This is a genomic window from Bradyrhizobium sp. SOJA106 (assembly GCF_059448745.1).
The window spans coordinates 6453122-6472502 of sequence record NZ_CM182549.1 but is presented as its reverse complement, the minus strand read 5'-3'; the positions used below and the strand labels follow the sequence as shown (position 1 = coordinate 6472502).

Sequence of the window (19381 nt, the reverse complement as noted above, 5' to 3'; positions counted from 1 at the left end):
GCAAATCGTTTCAATGTGCATCTGAACGGACATTCACGGTAGTTACATCTCCGTAAGAACGGGCTCCCTGTCCAAGTTGTAAGTTGCGCGTCAGCCGCTCGGCGCTCATCCTCACGCCCATCCTTCCAGAGGAGGTCCGCCATGAGGAAGTTCACCGTCGCCGCCATCGCCGCGCTCAGCATCGCCGGCTCGGGCGCGGTCTATGCCCAATATCATCATCCGTGGATGGAGCACTTCCGCCACATCCGCATGAACCCGGAAGACCGCGCCGCCTTCGTCGACGCGCGGATCGCCGCCGTCCATGCCGGGCTGAAGCTCAACGCCGATCAGGAGAAGCTGTGGCCGCCCGTCGAGGCCGCCGTGCGCGATTTCGCCAAGCTGCGCATCGACCGCGCCAACGCGCGGATGAATGCCGGCCCTGGCGACGCTGACAAGCCGGACGATCCGATCGCCCGCCTGCGCCAGCGCGCCGAGGACATGGGCGCCAGTTCCGCGGCCCTGAAGAAGATCGCCGACGCCGCCGATCCGCTCTACAAGACGCTCGACGAGGGCCAGAAGCGGCGCCTCGCCGTGCTGACCCGTCACCGCGGCCCGTTCGGCGGCGGCGAGGACGGCCCGCCCCGGCACTTCATGGAACGGGGCATGGACCGGATGATGGAGCGCGGCATGGAGCACTTCCACCGTGACCGGTTCGACCGCGATAGCGGTTCGGACCGAGACCGCGAGGGCCGGCTCTGAGCCAGCGCGGATTTTACGGGGATCAACCTTGGCGAAGCCGCTGGAATCCAGCGGCTTTTCGCTTTTTGGGGACTGTGGAAGAACCTTGGAAAACCTTCGCGACATCGCTTGCCAGACCCGGATCGCTTTGCTAAACGACCGGCCTCGCAAGGCATTTGACCGCCTTTCGGGCGCATAGCTCAGTTGGTAGAGCAGCTGACTCTTAATCAGCGGGTCCCAGGTTCGAGCCCTGGTGCGCCCACCATTTTAAGGCGTTGGCCCGCAAGGGCGCCGGCCCTCGCCGTCGCCGCCCCGAGCAGTCTCCCCCGGCCTTCGGTGCTTTCGAACGGAGCTCGCTCGCTCTCGCGAACGGCTGACACGCGCCCGCGCAGACCCGCTCTTCGAGCGGTCTTTGGCGGGCAGGTAATCCCCTCCGCTCGGGTCACCCCTGGCACTTGCTACCCCCGGTTTCGCCGACGGGCAGGGACGCAGGCGCGGAGTGCGCGCTGCACCAACAAGTTGAAGAAGTCACCGAACAATGCGCGCAAGATGCCGCCTAGCGAGACGGCGGTCGAGGGCTGTGCGGCAAGTATCGCCGCAAAGGCATCCTGCAAAATCTGGTCGTTGAACCCGAGTTGGACCGAGAGGGGACGGCCACCGGGTTCTATCTCGTGACCATCGGCGAGGGCAGGCGGCTTGCCCAGCTGCTCGCGGGTGATGTTCTGCTTCGCAGTTTAGTCTGTAAAACTCTCAATTTTATGAGACCCGCCGGTTGATTCGAGAGCCATTCTCATCCGACGACCGCGTTGCCAAGCTCCCGTTCATTTGCCAATCTCTGCCCCTGAACGGGAGCACCAAGCCGACGAAGCAAGAAAAGAACTGATTTGATGATTCTAAGTACGCATGCAATCGTCGGTGGTGCGATCGCCAGTCTGATTCCATCGCATCCGGTGTTGGCGGCGCTCGCCGGCTTTGCCAGCCATTTTGCAATTGATGCTATCCCGCACTGGGACTACCCCCTTCGCTCAATTAACCTAGGACGAGGCGCTAACAATCGCCGTCTGTCCTTGTGTAAAGCGACGGTGATCGATTTCGCAATCATCGGAATAGACGCGTGCGCCGGGTTCGGCTTTGCGCTTTGGATGTTTGCAGCGGAAGGATCGATTTTGACGATTGCAATCGGCGCCTTCACTGCGATGTTGCCGGACGCGTTGCAATTCATCCACACGCTGTACCCTCGTGGTCTAGTTCACGCGATCCAACGCTTTCATTGGTGGATACACTCCAAGCGTGCGTTGACTGGGGTATTTGGCATCGGCTCGCAGGTCGCATTCGCCGCGACGATTGCTTTACTTGCGAGAAGCGCTCAGTGAGTGCCGAGTTCTGCGGCCGCGAATTGCGTTTCGTGACCTCAATCGGTCTTGGTCAGTCGAGCAGACACGAAAGACCATCCTCCCGCTTTTAGTGTGGGTTATCGGACTTACCCTCACGAGCTTGACCGCCACTCGAGCTGGCGTTCCTCGTCTGATGAGGATCGCCGATCAGCATGGGTTATCGTCGAATGTCTTGGTCCCGAGCGCCGGACTTTTCGTCGCCATCGCCGTCGGGTACGCGCCTATTGCACTAGTCGGCATAGCGACAAATGCGAGCGCTCACATCGTTATAGCATCTCATTTCTGCCGACGGAGGAGGCCTTAGGGCAGCGTACTGTCTGAAGCTACAGCGCGGATCCGGACCTTTTGTTTTCCAAGAACCGATGCGATTGGGTAATCGTAATACTTGTCCAGGCCGATCGCCACCAGAATGCAAACTGGTACTAGCGCAAAGAGGTAACAAGACGCTGTCTGCTCAAGATGAGTGGCCTTTAGAAGGCCGACCGTCGACATGAGAATTGGAACGTGAACGATATAGAGTGGATACGACAGGCGGCCTAGCACACCAAGAAGACGCTGCTTTTGTGGGAGATGGTAAGCGACAGACAGACACATAAGGAGTGGAAAGATAAGGACGATCGAAACAGCATCGAACACAGAACTTCGGATCGGAAGGCAAAAGACGGTGGCGAGCAGAAGGATGATTGGCCAAAGTAGAAATGTGGATAGGAATGGTTTGGGGCGATAATACCAAACAAGGACGCCGGTAAAGAAACCGAATAGGGTGCGAACAGCACCTCCAAAAAAAGTCGTCCACGTAGCCCCGAGATCGGCGGTACCGCTATTGAGGATCACTAGGGTAAGTAGTCCGCCAGTGACAGCAGTGATCGTCCAAACGCACTTTGCATCTAGCCGGGATATCAACGCCGCCCAAAGCACGTTTACGGCGATTTCAAATGACAATGACCACATCGGGGTGTTGGTGGGAAATGTCGTATCTGTAGGAGCCTGACTTACCCAGGGCTTAGGCAGCAAAGCCGCGTTGAAGGCTGTCCCGGCGAGAATGTCAGACAGTGCGTACTGCGAATATGTCTGCATCGCCAATCGAAGCAAGAAATAACCAGTTCCCAACAAGAGCCCTAACAGGCTAAGCGGCAACAACCTCTTCATGCGAATTAGAAGGAATTTGGCGACTGTTAGTCTGCGAGACTGAAGACGCTTCGCATAGGAGTGCGAAAGCACAAACCCGCTAAGCATGAAGAAGAAGTCCACCGCCAGATAACCATGAGGTGCCAACTGCGGTGCACCGACGATCGAAAGGTGAAAGAGCAGGACGCCAATGGCGGCGAAGCCCCGAAGTGCGTCTAGGACTTCAAACCTCTCTTCTGTCAATTGATACCTCGATATTCTGGCCGACTATGTACTCGTGAAAAATTACCGGCATCAGGCGATAGGCGCGGCGTGATGGCCAACGCCGGCCTCGAGACTGCAGCTTGAAATTCCGGTAGAATGCATTCGCTCTCTCGAAGAGGCTAGGCGATATCGTAGGCGCTCGATGCACAAAATTGAGCCACTCCTCGGCGGTGGTCCAGCCATCCCGCCGCCGCCCATAACGAGCAGCCCTTCTTCTTTCGCCGGACCGCATAATGATTGCGCATCGATAGGGATTTCCGTCGGCTTCTTGCGGAGCTACTGTAGACTTGTCGGAATTGATGTGCTCGGAGCTTGTCAAATTCGCTGTTATTACCGACAACGAAACAGTCGAATTGGCAGGCTTGCTGCTTTGCAGAGGCCTCCAAACTTTCATGGACGCAGAGGTCCGAGCTGTTCTTGAACAGTCGAACCTACGCTGACGGCGAAACGCGTTCTACTCGTCGTTGGCTCGGCCGCCAGTTCTCTGTCGCATCTTTGGGAGTTACATCGATCATGCTGGTGTTTTTTCTCGAGGTGCGGTTCACTACGTTGATTTAAGGGATGATCCTTTTGAACATGTCACTCTGATGGCTGATAGCACTGACTGTGAGCGGTTTGATGCGGTCGTTCTGGGAGCTGGAATTAGCGGCCTGGTTGCTGCCTCAATTTTACAGCGTCAAGGCGCGCGGAGCGTGCTCGTCATCGATGAATATTCTTGGCTCGGCGGCAATCACATCGACTGCAAAATCGGAGACTATACCTTCGATGTGGGCAGCTACATCTTCCAAGACGACTCGCCTCTGTTGGCGCACTTTCCGGAGCTGCTGTCGCTCTATATCCCGATCAGTCCATCGTGGGGCCGTCTGACACCACAAGGATTTGTGACTCACTACCCGCTGTCCATCGCAGATGATCTGCTGCGAGCTGGTCCGATCGAATGGATTTTGATTTTGGGCTCCGTTGTCGCGGCCCGTCTGTCTCGTCGCCACATTCGCAGTGCGGAAGACTTCGCGACTTTCTGGATTGGCGCGCGGATGTTGATGCGCTCGGGCCTTGGCTACTATTTGGATCGATTTTATGGTTTCCCAGCCGACAAAGTAGACGCAAAGTTCGCGGAGAAGAGAATGCTCTGGATCCAGGAGCACGCACGTCTCCGCAATGTCCTTCGGCGATGCGTTTCGTCCGCTCCCCCGTCGCCGCCCAATCAACAACTCGCTCGACCGCGCGAGGGGTTTTCATATCTCTATCACAAGGCAAGGGAGCGGCTCGAGGCTCAGGGCGCGCGCTTTCTGTTGGGCGTGAAGATGGGCCGCCTTGAGAGCCATGATGGAAGGTTTTCGATAGCCGTGGGAGACCGCCGGATTGTCGCGGAGCGTCTGGTGTCGACCATCCCTCTATTTCAGATTCAGGCCCTATGCGGTCTAGAGGCGCAACGAGAGCTTAAAACGGTTACTTTGATGAGCCTCTTTTACAGCTATTCGGGTCAACGTGGATTCAAGCAATCGATCTTGTATAACTTTTCGAGCAAGGGCGCGTGGAAACGCCTCACGATGCACTCCGATTTCTACGGCAAATGCGGCGGACGCGAATTCTTCTCAGTAGAACTCAATGCTGAGCATGTTGCTCAGGACGCAGGCGCGGCTGACCGCGATTTCAGAGAGCATACAAGAGCCAATCGACTGTTTTCGGGTGACCTTCGCCTGGAGGGCTCTCACCTGCTTTCTAACGCATATCCGATTTATACTGAGAACGCTGATGAGAACGCCAAGCATGCGATGGCCGTCCTGGCTAAACTCGGAATTGAGTCCATCGGACGCCAAGGCAGCTTTGACTATCAACCAACGGCTCGGGATTCGACCTTGAAGGCGGAAGCCGCACTTCGGCGCTGATCGGCTGAGAGTTCCAGCTAGGGCTGGTTCAGACGACCAGAGGAGTGGTCAGCCGCAGGTTCATGAGCCATTTTTCTGATGCTTCCCATTAGACCGCGCAGACGACCGCAATTGCTGCAAAAGACCGGCGCGCTATCGAGCGCACCCTCGGCGCGTTGAAATGTGACGGCCAGAGTTTCGCATTGAGCGCAAACGGCCTCGAAGATCGCCGGACCTATAGAGGTTGGAGGATATGCGCTCATCTCTGTTCTCCGATCCTCGTGCAGTCCCATCGAATACCGTTCGAAGCGCCGAGTCAGTAAGCTCCATCCTCGAACAAGGCCGGTAGTGTTGCGAGCATGATCTTGGTGTCGAGTACTAGGGACCAGTTTCGGGCGTAATAGGTGTCACACGCCACGCGCCTGCCATACGTGGTGGTACTGCGACCGCTCACTTGCCAGAGCCCGGTAATACCTGGCCGGCACGCAAGGTAGGCACCGACATTGTGCCCATAGCGAACCAATTCTTCTTCGGTCACCGGCCGCGGTCCGACGATGCTCATATCGCCGCGTAAAACGTTAAACAATTGGGGTAATTCGTCGAGGCTGGATTTCCGCATCAATGTGCCGATGGCCGTTACGCGAGGATCGCAACGCAGTTTGCGAGCGGCGTTCCATTCAGCAGCGGCGGCAGCATCAGAGTCCAATAATCGCTGGAGTCGTTCGGCCGCGTCCGGGACCATAGTTCGAAATTTTAAGCAAGCGAAAGTCTCGCCATTGAAACCGACCCGCCGGTGGCGGAAAAGTGCTGGACCTGGCGAAGAAAGTACCGTGGCTGTGTAGCAGATCAAGAATAGGGGGGATAACAGCAGCACACCGAAACTTGCTAGTATAACGTCCAGCACTCTTTTCGTTGCTGAACCTGTGGGGCACTTCACCGTTTGCGCCGGATGAGACGTCTCGCCGATAAAAGACAGCTTGCCGCGAGTATCGACCAAATCGGCCATTGCGGTACTCCATCAAGCAGAACTTATGAACTCTTGAAAATAGACAGCTCGAGATTTTCTTCCTCGTGTTGTGCAATGCGAAGCTTGCGGCTGCCGATCGGTTAACGCAAGGTTAAAGTTTTAGCAGCAGCAGCGTCTTTTTTAGCTTGAGGTTGTGACCAGTGTTTCGGCGCTGTGGGCTATTTCGTGTAGTAGGCGTAGCGCCGATCGGAATAGCCCTCGAAGCGACGCATAAACGTCTCGTCAGTCTTGTTCAGCACCGCGCCAACCAGTCGCTCCGAAAGCAGAGGCGATGAACGAACGGCTTTGAGGACCTCATCGGTCGAGTTGCCCCATTCCACCACCATGATAAATGCGTCGAACAGCCCCGCGACCGCCTTTACGTCAACGATCGGTAGGATCGGCGGCAGATCGCATAGGATATAGTCGTAGTCTTGGCGGGCCCTTTCCAGTTCTTTCCTGATCGAAGGCGCACTGAGAACGTCGGAGCTGTTCGAGGGCCTCGCGGTAGCGGAGGACGGTATGACATCGAATTTGAAGTTGGGATCAGGGATAGCGACGTCGGCCACTGCCAAGCCCTCTGCGGCCATCCTCTGCAACCCGCGTTCATCGATATAACCAAGCGTTTGCGACAGAGCGGGACTGCGCAAGTCGGAGTCAATAACGAGTGTGCGCGCTCCGGTCTTTGCCAGGAAAGCTGCAACCGCAGCCGCGACCGTCGTCTTGCCCTCGCCGGGGAGCGCTGAAGTGACGCCAATGATTTTGGCGCCGCCGGGATAAAGGTCAATCGCAACCTTGATATAGCGCAGCGCCTCAGCGGTAGCCGAGAAAGGAGGCGCGTCGTTGATTTGGCGAAACGCTGAAGGTCTACCGCGTAATCTGGCTTTGAGTCTGGATAGCTGAGGAAAAGCGGCGAGGCAACTCGTCCCCAACAGCGTTTCAAGCTGATCACGCGTATGGACCCGACGATGCATGAACTGCTCGCGGGCTATTGCGCTCAGTGCACCAAGTCCCAATCCGCACATGACGGCAAAGGCCATAGTGATCGCTACTTTGGGCGAGCTTGGCTTGCGCGGAGCCGAGGCCTCCGTCACTACGCGAGCCTCGGTCGACGGGAATGATTGCTGTTGAACCGATTGCGTAAACCGCGACAAAAAGGCTTCGTAAATTCCGCGATATGTGTTTGCTCCAGTCTCCAGTTCGCGGAGTCTGACCTGCGCCTGTCGCGTTGATCCGGACTGTTGGAAGATCTCGATCATTCGCTTATCGATGGCCTCTTCCTGGGATTTCGCGATCTGCAGCTCGCTTTTATAGCTCTCCGCGATACGCGAAATCTCGTCCCAAATCGAACGCTGCAGCGCCGCCATCTCAGAGCGAAGATTTCTCACTGCCTCGTGGTCGACACCGTACCGGGTGCTCCATTCGGATTGCCTGTTTTGATTCTCGAGGAACTTCTGCCGAAGCTTGGTGATGACCTGGCTGTTGAGGGCGTCCGTGACAACCGGATCGGGAATGGTGAAATTTTCCTTCTCTGGACGCTGTTCAAGTATGAGCTGTATCCGATCGAGCTTGGCCCGCGCTTGGCTGGTATCAGCGCGGGCTTTTGCAAGCGCCACGCCGAGCTGGTCGAGCTCGACGTCGCTCGCGAGCTTTCCTTCCACTCCGATGATAATGCCGTTCTCGGCCTTGAAATCTTGAACCGCCTTGTAGGCTCTGCTGGCCTGTTGGCGAAGCTCGCTGATCCGCTCTTCAAGCCAAACGCTAGCGCGACGCGTGGCCTCATACTTGGCCTCCAGCCGATATTCGATATAGGCCTCGGCAAAGGCGTTGGCAATTCGCGCAGCCTTATCTGGATCTAAGGAGGTATAGGCAATCTCTTCGACATAGCTGCGGCCCAATCTCGTAACTCGCAAATTGTCGCTGAGGGTTGCGAGTGCTCGACGCTCAAGCTCGGCAGAGGAGAGGCGCTCATCAGACTTCGTAGCCAGTCCAAATAGTCCGGCAGCGCGGCCAAGGAGTCCGTGCCCAGATCCGACGAACTCCGGGTCCTCGGTGAGATGCAATTGGCGTATGACGGACTTGCCGACCTTTTCCGATTTTGTGGTTTCAATCTCGCTTTCGACGATCGAGTCGTCTACTCCGCGGGTTTCCTGTGAGGTTTCGGACTGGGGCGAGGTGATACCTTTGGTGTCCACGAACATATCGGTCTGTGCGGTGAATTTGCGCGGAGCGAGTCCAACATAGGTGGCTCCAAGCGCCGATGACAAAACCGTCACAAAAGCGATGAGACGCCACTCGCGACGGAGGAAGTCCCGCAAGTGGAGCAACGACTTCGTCTGGGCATCCAAGCCGCTGTCTGCTAGGCTAACGAGGGGCCGAAGGTCGCCGGCAATGTTCATCGCGCTGCTGCCCTCACTCAATTGAAATTATATCCTCAAATGAGACCTGCTTGCAGAAATGGGGCCGAGTGCAAGCCCATTTAGGGGTAGCTCTGTACAAGCCAGTATTGCTGATCAACTCGCGCGTTCGGAGCACAAAGAAAGTGCAGCATTGCCTGCTGCTTGATCAATGCGGTGCCGGCTGCAGCGAACCCGTGCCTGCGAATGCTTCGCCAGCAGACCGCGATCGTCAGCCTAGGGCGGGTCCAACACAGACTGATGACGCCCCCCATGATGGTGCGGCTACAAAGACGGGCCAATTATCCCCTCAAGTGGCGGCCCTTTGGCGGCGAAACGAGGATTGGTCCCGCAGGTTCTGTCCAGCAAGATCGCGTTGCGCGAGAAGGGCGTCGATGTGGGCTCGCATCTTCCGGACGAATTGCTCGCGGTTGAAATGCGCGGCATGTGCAACGATGGCCTCGGAGTCGAATTCCATAGTGGAAAGTCGACTAACGGCGTCCGCGATCGCACCGACGGTTTGCTCATGGAAGAAAACGCCGGTCAGGTCGCTTGCGACAGTCTCCGTCGCGCCCCCGCGTCCAAAGGCAACAACGGGGCGGCCGCTCGCCATGGCTTCGACGGGAACCATTCCGAAATCCTCCTCACCGGGAAAAATCAACGCGCGGCAGCGCGCGTAGTGATGCTTGAGGATTGCAAACGGCTGCGGTCCGAGTACTGAGACTGTCGGACCGGCAAGGCGGCAGACCTCAGGAAGCATTTCACCGCCGCCTATTACGACCAAGTTCAGCTTCATTTCATTAAAGGCGCGTACCGCAAGATCGGGCCGCTTATAGGAGACGAGCTCGCCGGCCATCAGGTAGTAGTCCGCCAGTTCGGAGCATGGCACCGGTGAGAACGCCTTGGTATCGATGGGAGGGTGGATAATGGTGGAATCGCTGCCATAGTAGCGACGGATACGCGCTGCAACCGTTGCGGAATTTGCAACGAAGCTGTCGACGCGGGCGGCTGAGGAGACGTCCCAAAGCCTCAAGTAATGCGCAAGTGGCGGTATCGCCAACCGAGTGAGGAAACCTGCAGTCTCCCGATAGTCGTGGAACATGTTCCAGATGTAGCGCATCGGTGTGTGACAATAGCAGACGTGTAACGCGCCGGGCGGCGCTATGACGCCCTTTGCAGGCCCCGACTCGCTGCTGATGATCAGGTCATATGTCCGCAGATCGAGCTGCTCCAGCGCCATCGGCATCAGAGGCAGGTAGGACTTGTACATTTGCCGCGCGCGCGGAAGCCTGTTTATGAATGTCGAAGCAACGCGGTGCTTGCGAATAGTCTCCGAGACCATCTCCGGAACATAGACGTGTGTATAGATGTCTGCGCCCGGATACATTTCGCACAGCGCTTCAACGACTTTCTCGCCGCCGCGCATTCCAACGAGCCAATAGTGTACGATGGCAACTTTCATGGCGTCACTTCATGCAAGCAAGATAAATCGGCTGCTCGCCGTCGCGAAGAACTCGTAGAACTCAGGGGGGAGCATCGCGGGGCCTGGAGGGCAGCCCTCGGGTGGGCCTGCGTCGCGTGCGAATACGTGAACATAGTCGATGAGCAGTGTGGAGGGATTGGGGGTCTGGTCGATCGGCCACCCTCCACCGAGCGCAAGATTCACAAGAGGATAGAGCGGGCCGTCGAGCTCGGGAGGAGTTGGCTGCGTCCATACCGGCTTGCGATCCAAGAAGAACACAATAGCCTGCGGCGAGATGTCGACGCCGAAGGTGTGAAACTCGTTAACGAGAGTATCGGCGGGTATATCGATCCTCTGAGCCTGGCCGCGCGTCTTCTGCGGATCCTTGTACCAGATGTGCGTCGCGGCTTGATAAGCAGACGGAAATTGCCCGTAGTATTCGATGACGTCGATTTCGACATTGCCCTCGGCCATCGCCGCCGGCTTCAAGGCGGCAAGCCAGAATGCCGGCCAAGTGCCGCGGCCTGCAGGCATCTTCATTCGTGCTTCGAAATAGCCGTAGCGCGTTCCGGTCCCTGCGCCAGACGCATCGGCGGCGGCCAGAAGTCCTGACGTCCACCGGCCGTTTTGATCCTTCGAAGCGGTGATGGAAAGAATTCCATTCTCAACCTTGAACGGCCCTTTCGGTCCGGGGTTTGCGAATGTAGCGTCGCCAAAATCGCCAGCCCACGGCGTGTGCGCCGTCCACCGCGCGGGGCCGATGCGGTTGGCCGAAGCACGGAGCTCGTCGAACTCCTCGAGCAATACGGGGCGGAATTCGCATGACTGTGACGGCTCGGCTGCCAATACACAACGGATGGAAACACCGAGGGCAAGGAGGGCGCCGCCTCCTGCAAGCATACTGCCATTCATGTGACAGGCTCCGTTTGATGGTGGCCGCGGATATCACCAGCAGATGCGCTAATTCCGGTCATGAATTACACGGCCTTCAAACTTTTTGTGAGTCGGATTCCAAAGCCGTACAGCGAGGCCACGTAGACTGCGCTGCCAAATAGCGAGACCGTCCCCAGCTCCAACAGAGCAGGGATACGTGTCCAAGTAAGCGTGTGTCTCAAGGCAATAACCAAAATGGTCATGACTGCGCATGCAGCGGCCACTTGCCAGAGCTTGGCTAGTTCCGAAGCCGCACTGGTGCCGACAAGTTGTCGGGCGGCGAGAAGTGAAAGGACAAACAAGATGAAGGAGACCAGGCCGCGCGCGGCGATGACCCCGATCAGCGAGTAAAAATATAGACCAAGAGACATCAGAATGACCTTGGAACACAGTTCAACAAAGGTCAGACGAAACACGAAACTGGTCTGGTTGGTCGCAAGCGCTAGAGAATGCAGAGGCTGATAGAAGGCGCTGAGAACGGTCGAGAGAGCAAGCCACCGCAGATAGAGGCCGGCATCGTGCCATTGCGGGCCCAACAGGACGTCGGCGATCAGATCAGATGTCAGAGACATCCCGATGCAGGTTGGTGCTGCGAGGAGCATGGTAAAGCGGGATGCCTTTGAATATGCGTTACGGAGTCGGTCCACGCTTTGATTGATCTGTGCTAATGCCGCCATGAGAGGCTGCATGGCCGGGCCAATCAGGCTTTGAGTGGGCATGACTGAGAGATCGCTGGCGATCGTGTATTGACCGAGCGCGGCTTTGCTTAATGAGAACCCGAGGAGGATGCGGTCAAATTGCCAGCTCAAGGCAATTAGGATCTGCGCTCCGCTGAGCCAGCCGAGAAAAGTCGAGAATTCCTGAAACTCGGAGAGCGTCAGGCGCGGCCTATAAGGTGCCAACAGGTATGACACCGATGTGGCCCCTATGGCCGCAGACATGCCGCTGGCCACAATTGCCCAATAACCGGCTCCGAGTGACACCAGGGCGATCGCGGTTGCAGCAGCGATGAGCTTGCCGGCGATCTCAGCAACGAACACTTGCCTGAAACTCATGCTGCGGACGTATTCAACCATGCCCGGGCTGTAGAGGCTGCGTGCTAAAGGTCCGATCCCGCTCGCCAGAATCAGCGCGACGAGCCGGGGATCCTTGTAAAGATGTGCAAACGGCCATGCGGCGAGCAACAGCACCGAGCCCAGCACAACGCCCCTGATCATGCTCAAGGTAAATGCTGTATCCAGATGCGACTTCTTCACATGGGGCAGTCGTGTAAGGGCTTGGAGCGTTGGTACCTCGAGCACCATGTCCGCGATCGTAATCAACGTAGCGGCGATTGCCGTAAGCCCAAAGTCGCCAGGTGTCAGAAGCCGAGCCAGAACAAGAAGAGTAAAGAAGTCGATGAGTCGGCCTGACAACCTGGACGAGACCGTCCACGCCGCCCCCAAGATGGTCTTGCGAGTCAGCACGAGCTGCGCCTAGTCCTTCACGACCGTGGCGTGTTGCGGACGTTGCACGCTTATCGCAAACCAGCCCGCATTACGCCGGAAGGTTGCGCACTGAGCCGCGCTACAAATCTGCAGACCCATCGCTATTGCCTTTCGCTGAGAGAGATACTTGCGAGGCTGACTTCATCTTGTCACCTGCGCCTATGATCGTTGCCGCACGTTCTGGCTCAATGCGCCCTCGCAATACATCAGAGAGGCCGCGAATATTTCCTCGCAACCGGCCTCGCCGATCGACAAAGGGTTCAGGCTTCGCGGAACGTGCAAGATTGCTGGCGACATTCCGAAAGATATGGCTCGCGGCCTGACGGGCGGTCATTGTACCTTTACCCACCAAGTAAATTGGATTGACCACCTGGGAGTAGCCAAGCTTGTCTCCGGCAACCCGTCCGCCCTTGACACCCATATGAACACCGCGCGCACGCGCTGATTTGATCAGGCGTCCCCCCCGCTTCGCGAGCGCCGCACCAAAGTCCCTGTCTTCCTGCCAACCGTAGAGTACAAGGCGCTCGTCGAACCTCGTATCGCCGATCGCCGAGGCACGAAAAGCCATATTGCAGCCATATGGACTAAACGGCTCGATCCGTATCGGGGCTTGCGGGCCGCTTTCTGCTGCAAGGATGCTCAGCGCTTCGTCAAAGCTTAATCCCGGCCCGTGAATGCCATCAGCAAGGAGATAGCCCGTAAGCCCGATGACATCCGGCTCGTCGCGAAAAATCATCGCGGCGGCCGCTAACCAGTCCGGATCCGCGACAAAATCATCATCAAAGAAAGCCACGACCTCGGCCGCATTACCCAGGGCAGCGAGGGCAGTATTTCGCTGAGCCGGCAATCCAGGAGGACCAAGGACAACTCGAATCCCCGGCAGGTTCGCCGCTTCGCCGGCGTCCTCCGGCACGACGCTGGAGACGACGACAGACTTAGGCTGCAGCGTCTGATTCCGGAGCAGGTGCGTAAGGGTGGCCGTGACGATTTCAGGGCGGCCTCGTGTTGCTACGGCGACGGCAATGCTCGGTAGGGGCTGCTCTTTCGCTACGCGTGCGCTCAGGGAACGCTTCGGCTCTTGCATGAGCTCGAGATAGCCGGCCGCGGTACTCTCCCATGAGAACAGTCGGAGCCGCTGTCGTCCTCTTCCGACCAGTTCAGTTCTTCGGTCCGCCGAACTTGCGAGCTGTCGAACCTGTCGAACCCATTCGGCAGGATCGTCGGGCGCGGCAAGAAGGGCTGCATCGCCACACACTTCAGCCATGCTGGCGCGATTGGATGAAATAACCGGACATCCGCGGGCCATTGCTTCAATGATGGGAAGTCCAAATCCCTCAGTCCACGACGGAAACAGCAAGCACAAGGCTCGTTCCATTAAATACGCGAGATCGTCATCCGTAACGTAGCCGAGCAGTTTTACCCCTTGCGCGCTGGTCAGGCTCTCGGGGGTATAAATATCCGCGCCTCCTCCTGCAATAATCACGCTGAGATTCATCGCTGCAAGTTCCGGTGCGATTTTGAGAACGAGCTGCAGATTTTTGTGGGACGCGCGCGATCCCAGCGCCAATACAAAACGTCCGTCGGGCACGGACGAGGGGGCGATGTGGGCGCGCCTTGGCTCCCAAGCCAATGCGTGTTCGTGGCCGTTTGGAAGGACCGCAATGTCGGCGGCGCGCACGGGAAGGTGACAAGCAATTTGGCGGGCTGAGGCGGCCGAGACGGTCGCAATCCTGGCAGCGCGCTTCGCCAGCAACGGCTGCAGGGTTCGGTACGTCATGCGAAACAGTGAGCGATAGCTCTGCGGCGCAACAAAGACGTTCGCGTCGTGGATACATACGACCTGATCGGACTTGATCGCTGGCGCGGTGTTGCAAAGATTGAGGAGCCGGTCCGGCCATCGCGCCGGAAGTACCACCTGCTCCCAGAGGTGACCGGCAAGCGGCCCGGCGGTTAGGAGGGGGATCGACTGGAATCCCGGATCGGCGGCATCAGCTGGAGCAATGATCGCCGCCGCTTTGCCCCGCCTGGCGAGTCCTCTATTCATGGCGGCACTGACGTTATGGGCGTATCGCTGAACACCCGTTAGCGGTTGAGTCAAGAACCGGCCATTTATTCCGAATCCGGCGGACGAGTTCATGCGTTGGCTCCTGACGCGGGGGAAGACGCGAGCAGGACGGGTGCACGCTGATCACGGGGGGAGGAGCACGCAAGCCCGGCAAGAGCGTAAAACAGCAGGCCTTGCTCCACGGTCGGAGCAGCCAAAGTGTCTCCTATCATGAGCGCCAGGCAGGCGGTCCGGGCTGCAATGCAAGCGTCCGCCTCAATCGTATGGGGCGCGTTTCGTTGCCCAAACAGAGCTGTCGCCACGAAAAGCAAATAGAAGACCGTTCCGGGGATTCCGACGTTTGAGAGGAGTGCGATCGGAAGGCTCGAGGTGCGCACGGTGCCCAACCCAACACCCAATCCGAGAGAATCAAAGAAGTTCTGCATCGCATAGGTATTCCAGGAGCTACGCTCGATAGCTGAAGTCGAAGACGACTTGTTGAGGATGAGCGTGTCCGCGTAGCGCTGCACGATTTCCGAGGTTCTCTCATCGAGAAGCACAGCTAGGATCAATGTGATCAGAAGGACAGGGGCGCATATTGCAGCCGCCGAACTGAAAGGGCGAGTAGGGTCAAAGCCAGTGCGCCACAGCATCGAGATGTATAGGATCAAGAGCACCAACGGAGCGCTCGCGAGCCCGGTAGAAGACGTAGATAGGATTACGAGAGCGAATGAGGCGACAGCCAGAAGGCCGGTCAAGGCGATGTTGCGGCCGAAGAGAAAGAGCGTACCCGTGAATGCGAGGGCACCCAGTGTCGCGCGCGCAAAGGCGGATGCTTCCGGGTAAGAACCGACGATGCGCTTTGCGCCGTTCACCTCATCGTCGAAGTGCATGGCGTACTGAGCATTACGCATGAAACTGAGAAGAGCCTGCGTCCCGGTAGCGTGCGTGCCGATGTCCAGCAACGCTAGCAGGACGTTGCCCGCCGAGTAGCTCAGCAGCGCGGCGACAATGGTCCGAAAGCCGCCGAGGCTCGAACCGGTCGCAACTGTCATGCCAAAACAGGCGAGATTGGCTATCATGTAAATGGATTGCGTAAAATTGCTTGACACTGGGCCAAGAGGGACGGTTGACCCGGTGTTGGCATATTCCGACGCTCCCAACGGAACAATCGGCGTTCCCCCAGCCAGCAGCCGCGGAAGCAGGACGGCTGAGCCAACTCCATAAACAACCAAGCATAACAGCCAAAAGCCGGGCTGGCCGAAGCTCACGGCCCTGATTGCCGCCGCGGCCACGTTCCGCTGGGCAAGCACCGTTGCAAGCACAAAAACCAGAAACAGGTGAGCTGGTTGTATGTTCGCACCGCCGACGAGAATGGCGGCGGCAGCTCCGAATAGCGTTGTGCAGATGAGCACGCTGAACGTGGCTCGCTGGCCGAGAGGCAGGCAAAGCAAACCGAGCAGGATGGTCAACACTCCGATCGGTTCTACACTCATTGCGCGCTAACCTCGATAGTCCTGACTGCTTCCCATGACGTCCTCGGTAATCAAATCGTGCTCTGGTCAGATCGATGTTGCAGACTCGCTGAGTCATTTTTCAATTTGTGACAACCTTCATCATGGGCGCGCTATCACCGCTCGCACTGAGTGCACGGAATCGAGCATAGGCAGGAGAGCATGCTTTAGGATGGGAAATTCCCGAGCTATCGCGCCTTCGCGCCACAATTCGGCTCGGAGCGATGCCAATCTGCTAAACGTCGGTTCAGCTTGACGTGGGCCAAACACGTTCAGGACATCTGGCCGGCCAAAGTCCACCGATCGGCCGGGAAGGTCGAGGCAACGCAACACTCCGGCGGTCGGCCGTGTGATGGCCTTCTTCAGGCGAAGCCAAGCCAACTCGGCATCCGCCGATGCTTTGGCTGCGCCTTCGATCGAAAGCTCATCGATGTAAGTCAGTGTTCCCGAGAGGAGATCGTTTCTGTGGCTTGGATCAATGAACCCGTACCGGATGTCGCCGCAGTTGGCCGCAACTTCGTCCCCTCCGCCTTCCGTGAACAACCGAACTGAAGGAATCGCCGGCTCAAAAAGGCTCTCGATGAGATGCCAGTACCGCAACACGCATGAGTGAACGTCGAGAGGGCTATAGCAATTCCGCTCTACCACTAGGCCAGCGACCTTTTGGAAATGCTCCTCTCCATGTTGTTTGTAGTTCGCCCGCGCGAATTGAATGGTTTCGATATTAAGTGCGGGGAAGGCGCTCGCCAGCAGGCGCTGAGTGCTGCCATAAAGGCCTGTGTCACAAAGTAGTATCCGTGAGGAATCGTTACGAAGCGTTGAAAAGTGGCGCTCGAACAGGGCATTTTGCTGCCGTATGTCGGACAACACCTCTTTAGCGGAATTATCAAAAAGCATTTCGAGAAAGTCACTCGCGACAAACGGCTTGTTCCATCGGTCTGGAAGGCTGTACCGGCGTCCGCCGAGTGCGCTCGCTACGTCTGAAAACGAGCGACCGCGGAATTCACGGGCAATTTCCTCAACCGCTGAAGAACTGCGCGTTAGAATTGCGGCTCGCGCGGCGACCAGTCGCGAAACCATGATATTGTCCCGCCGCATTCCCAGGGGAAGAGAAAGTCTTGCGAGCACCCGCTCGAAGGCTTCCCTAATTCCGACACCCCCTCTGGCGCAGAACAACAACGCAGATCTGTCGTGGGCCTCAACTTCGGCGGCATAAAGCCAAATGCGCAGGCAAAATTGCGTAACGATCGGCCCAAGGACGAAACGTCCAAACGCATAGGCATTTTCCAGAGTCGCCGGCGGTCGTCTTGCAAAGCGGTTCTTGGACGAGAGGGCGACCCTCATCATGGCCAAGGCGCCGTTTGCCTTGCGAAGATGGCCAAGCCAAATCGGGCGAGGTGTATGGATGGCGGTGATGCCATGTGCTGACGCGTTCCTCACATCGGCTCGGACGTCGTCGCCGATATGCAGGATGCGGCTCAACGAGACGCCTTCTGTTTCCGCAACATGAGGAAATAGATCGCCCTGCCGCTTCGTACGTGCACAATCGGCGCTGGTGTAGATCTGGTCGATGAGATCCCGGACGTAAAAGTGACGAATTAGTTCGCGCACATTTTCGGACGACAGCATGGTGTCGCTGACGGCAACGATACGACGACCTGCATAACGCTGCGCGAGCAGAACGTTGGCCAAATGGCGGTTTAGGATAAGCGACGTTTTTTCGACGTTCAGCTCAATCGCCAATCTCGTTGCAACCTCCGAGGTTGGAAGGCCCAACATTTTGAGTTGCCGTCCGATGACGTCCGTCAATCGGACCTCGCCGGATCTACCGACTTCGAGTGCCCTAAATGCCAGCCGCTCCGCTTCAGCTCGCGCGGTCATCAGCAAGGATGGCTCAATCTGCCACCCGCGCGCGGCAAGAGATCTGCTGAATAAATGCTCACCTTGCCTAATGCGTGAGCGAGCGGATCTCGTTGTTCGCAAGAGAAGCGTATCGAAAACATCAGTCGAAATCAGATCGATCGCACCGGAAGAGCTGATGGACGCAGCAAGTTCCTGTGGACTCATAATCGAAAACTCCAAACTGGTGACGACTACCTCACTTCAAAACACCGAATGCCTGCAGTTATGATCTGCACTACAAGGTTCCAAAATTAGCTGTTGCCCATATCAACTGATCCCTTGTAGCATTTTGCGTGCCAATTCAAGTCGACCACGCTGAGTAGCGTTGATGAGAGTTGTGCTGATGTGCTTGGTCGATGTTGAAGACGAGTTGTTTGGGCGAATTTTTTAGAGCAAGACGATGACAGTTTTTGCGAAGCGCGGCCTCTCGGCGCTTGCGTCCCTTGCTAGTCAGGCGGCGAAAAGTCCTTCGCTCCGTAGGATGATGTTTAATGCGATCCGCCTGCAACGTGTTGAGGTTGAGCGCTTTAGCCAAATGGAGGAGATTCGGTTCTTGGCGTATTGCTTCTTGAACCGCCATCAATCCCGATCACAGATACTCCAGGACCTCTGGGTGGGGTACGAGCTTGGCGAGAGGCGCGGAGGCTATTTTGTCGAGTTTGGAGCAACCAATGGAATTTTGAATAGTAACACCTGGCTATTGGAGAAAAAGTACGGCTGGAAAGGCATTGTAGCTGAGCCCAATCCACTCTGGCATTCGGCGCTCATGCAAAATCGCAGTTCGAGCATCGATCGACGCTGTGTCAGCTCAAGCTCGGGTACGAAGGTACGCTTCTTGATAACGGACTCTGTTGATCCGGAGCTGAGCGGCGTCGCCGAGTTCGCTGGTGGCGATCATTTCGCAGAGGTGCGATCGGCGGGCCAGGAAATACAAGTCGAGACTGTGACCCTCAATCAGCTTCTTGTCGATCACGACGCGCCTGCGAAGATCGACTACATGTCCATCGACACCGAAGGCAGCGAATACGACATTCTACGTGCCTTCGACTTCTCGCGGTACGCAATAGATCTTATCTCGGTGGAGCAGAACAGGAAGACCGAGGCGGCAATTGACGCGATTTTGACGAGACACGGATACACACGGGTTTTCAAAGAGTTCTCTCAATGGGATGGCTGGTACGTACGCTCGGGTGCGGGGAGCGACCGAAATGGATCGCGAACAATGGCCGGCCGCGACGCTTGATCGCTCGTCCGCCCTATCCGCCA

At 57.3% G+C, this 19381-nt stretch carries 13 protein-coding genes, 1 tRNA gene and 1 pseudogene; 6 read left to right on the top strand and 9 right to left on the bottom strand.

All coding sequences use genetic code 11. From position 1 onward, the window contains the following. The first annotated feature begins 141 nt into the window (after nucleotides 1–141). The 4 genes and pseudogenes from AC5V87_RS30530 to AC5V87_RS30515 all read left to right on the top strand — a co-directional run bounded on the left by AC5V87_RS30530 (nucleotide 142) and on the right by AC5V87_RS30515 (nucleotide 2090). A complete protein-coding gene (locus AC5V87_RS30530) occupies nucleotides 142–738 on the top strand; it encodes a Spy/CpxP family protein refolding chaperone (protein ID WP_495368705.1) in 597 nt (198 codons plus the stop codon). Nucleotides 739–906: 168 nt separating this feature from the next. Next, nucleotides 907–982: transfer RNA gene (locus AC5V87_RS30525), tRNA-Lys, on the top strand. 248 nt (nucleotides 983–1230) lie between these two features. Continuing rightward, nucleotides 1231–1427 (top strand): annotated as a pseudogene (locus tag AC5V87_RS30520) (ParB N-terminal domain-containing protein); the annotation flags it as partial. A gap of 177 nt (nucleotides 1428–1604) precedes the next feature. Next, nucleotides 1605–2090, top strand: a complete 486-nt coding sequence (locus AC5V87_RS30515) for a hypothetical protein (protein WP_456836739.1) — start codon at nucleotides 1605–1607, stop codon at nucleotides 2088–2090. 321 nt (nucleotides 2091–2411) lie between these two features. Here AC5V87_RS30515 and AC5V87_RS30510 read toward each other — a convergent pair whose 3' ends face one another. Continuing rightward, nucleotides 2412–3482, bottom strand: coding sequence for an acyltransferase family protein (locus AC5V87_RS30510; RefSeq protein ID WP_495368704.1), 1071 nt, complete (start codon nucleotides 3480–3482; stop codon nucleotides 2412–2414). Between the two features lie 608 nt (nucleotides 3483–4090). Between AC5V87_RS30510 and AC5V87_RS30505 the strand changes: the two genes are divergently transcribed. After that, a complete protein-coding gene (locus AC5V87_RS30505; RefSeq protein WP_456836741.1) occupies nucleotides 4091–5392 on the top strand; it encodes an NAD(P)-binding protein in 1302 nt (433 codons plus the stop codon). A gap of 295 nt (nucleotides 5393–5687) precedes the next feature. On the opposite strand, the gene AC5V87_RS30500 is transcribed toward AC5V87_RS30505, so the two are convergent. The 8 genes from AC5V87_RS30500 to AC5V87_RS30465 form a co-directional block, all read right to left on the bottom strand. After that, a complete protein-coding gene (locus tag AC5V87_RS30500) occupies nucleotides 5688–6377 on the bottom strand; it encodes a sugar transferase (RefSeq protein ID WP_495368703.1) in 690 nt (229 codons plus the stop codon). Between the two features lie 179 nt (nucleotides 6378–6556). Next, nucleotides 6557–8797 carry an AAA family ATPase gene (locus AC5V87_RS30495; protein ID WP_495368701.1) on the bottom strand — a complete coding sequence of 747 codons (2241 nt, stop codon included), beginning with the start codon at nucleotides 8795–8797 and terminating at the stop codon, nucleotides 6557–6559. A gap of 286 nt (nucleotides 8798–9083) precedes the next feature. Continuing rightward, the gene (locus AC5V87_RS30490) at nucleotides 9084–10235 is read right to left on the bottom strand and encodes a glycosyltransferase (protein WP_495368699.1); all 1152 of its coding nucleotides are present in this window, start codon (nucleotides 10233–10235) and stop codon (nucleotides 9084–9086) included. A 9-nt stretch (nucleotides 10236–10244) separates the two neighbouring features. Beyond that, nucleotides 10245–11147, bottom strand: coding sequence for a glycoside hydrolase family 16 protein (locus tag AC5V87_RS30485; protein ID WP_495368698.1), 903 nt, complete (start codon nucleotides 11145–11147; stop codon nucleotides 10245–10247). Nucleotides 11148–11212: 65 nt separating this feature from the next. Continuing rightward, complete coding sequence (locus AC5V87_RS30480; RefSeq protein ID WP_456836745.1) at nucleotides 11213–12634, bottom strand: lipopolysaccharide biosynthesis protein; 1422 nt, start codon at nucleotides 12632–12634, stop codon at nucleotides 11213–11215. 100 nt (nucleotides 12635–12734) lie between these two features. Further along, nucleotides 12735–14792: a glycosyltransferase gene (locus AC5V87_RS30475; RefSeq protein ID WP_495368697.1), complete on the bottom strand. Its 2058-nt coding sequence runs from the start codon at nucleotides 14790–14792 to the stop codon at nucleotides 12735–12737. Then, on the bottom strand, nucleotides 14789–16195 hold the full coding sequence (locus AC5V87_RS30470) for a hypothetical protein (RefSeq protein WP_495368695.1): 1407 nt from the start codon (nucleotides 16193–16195) through the stop codon (nucleotides 14789–14791). The genes AC5V87_RS30475 and AC5V87_RS30470 overlap by 4 nt, the downstream gene beginning before the upstream one ends. A gap of 120 nt (nucleotides 16196–16315) precedes the next feature. Continuing rightward, nucleotides 16316–18280: a hydrolase gene (locus AC5V87_RS30465; RefSeq protein ID WP_495368694.1), complete on the bottom strand. Its 1965-nt coding sequence runs from the start codon at nucleotides 18278–18280 to the stop codon at nucleotides 16316–16318. A gap of 235 nt (nucleotides 18281–18515) precedes the next feature. Here AC5V87_RS30465 and AC5V87_RS30460 point away from each other — a divergent pair, with 235 nt between their 5' ends. Then, on the top strand, nucleotides 18516–19358 hold the full coding sequence (locus AC5V87_RS30460) for an FkbM family methyltransferase (protein ID WP_456836747.1): 843 nt from the start codon (nucleotides 18516–18518) through the stop codon (nucleotides 19356–19358). Nucleotides 19359–19381 lie beyond the last annotated feature (23 nt).

Coding starts and splice junctions, on each gene's coding strand:
- AC5V87_RS30530 (WP_495368705.1), top strand. CDS start 142: ATGAGGAAGTTCACCGTCGCCGCCATCGCCGCGCTCAGCATCGCCGGC.
- AC5V87_RS30515 (WP_456836739.1), top strand. CDS start 1,605: ATGATTCTAAGTACGCATGCAATCGTCGGTGGTGCGATCGCCAGTCTG.
- AC5V87_RS30505 (WP_456836741.1), top strand. CDS start 4,091: ATGGCTGATAGCACTGACTGTGAGCGGTTTGATGCGGTCGTTCTGGGA.
- AC5V87_RS30500 (WP_495368703.1), bottom strand. CDS start 6,377: ATGGCCGATTTGGTCGATACTCGCGGCAAGCTGTCTTTTATCGGCGAG.
- AC5V87_RS30490 (WP_495368699.1), bottom strand. CDS start 10,235: ATGAAAGTTGCCATCGTACACTATTGGCTCGTTGGAATGCGCGGCGGC.
- AC5V87_RS30485 (WP_495368698.1), bottom strand. CDS start 11,147: ATGAATGGCAGTATGCTTGCAGGAGGCGGCGCCCTCCTTGCCCTCGGT.
- AC5V87_RS30475 (WP_495368697.1), bottom strand. CDS start 14,792: ATGAACTCGTCCGCCGGATTCGGAATAAATGGCCGGTTCTTGACTCAA.
- AC5V87_RS30470 (WP_495368695.1), bottom strand. CDS start 16,195: ATGAGTGTAGAACCGATCGGAGTGTTGACCATCCTGCTCGGTTTGCTT.
- AC5V87_RS30465 (WP_495368694.1), bottom strand. CDS start 18,280: ATGAGTCCACAGGAACTTGCTGCGTCCATCAGCTCTTCCGGTGCGATC.
- AC5V87_RS30460 (WP_456836747.1), top strand. CDS start 18,516: ATGACAGTTTTTGCGAAGCGCGGCCTCTCGGCGCTTGCGTCCCTTGCT.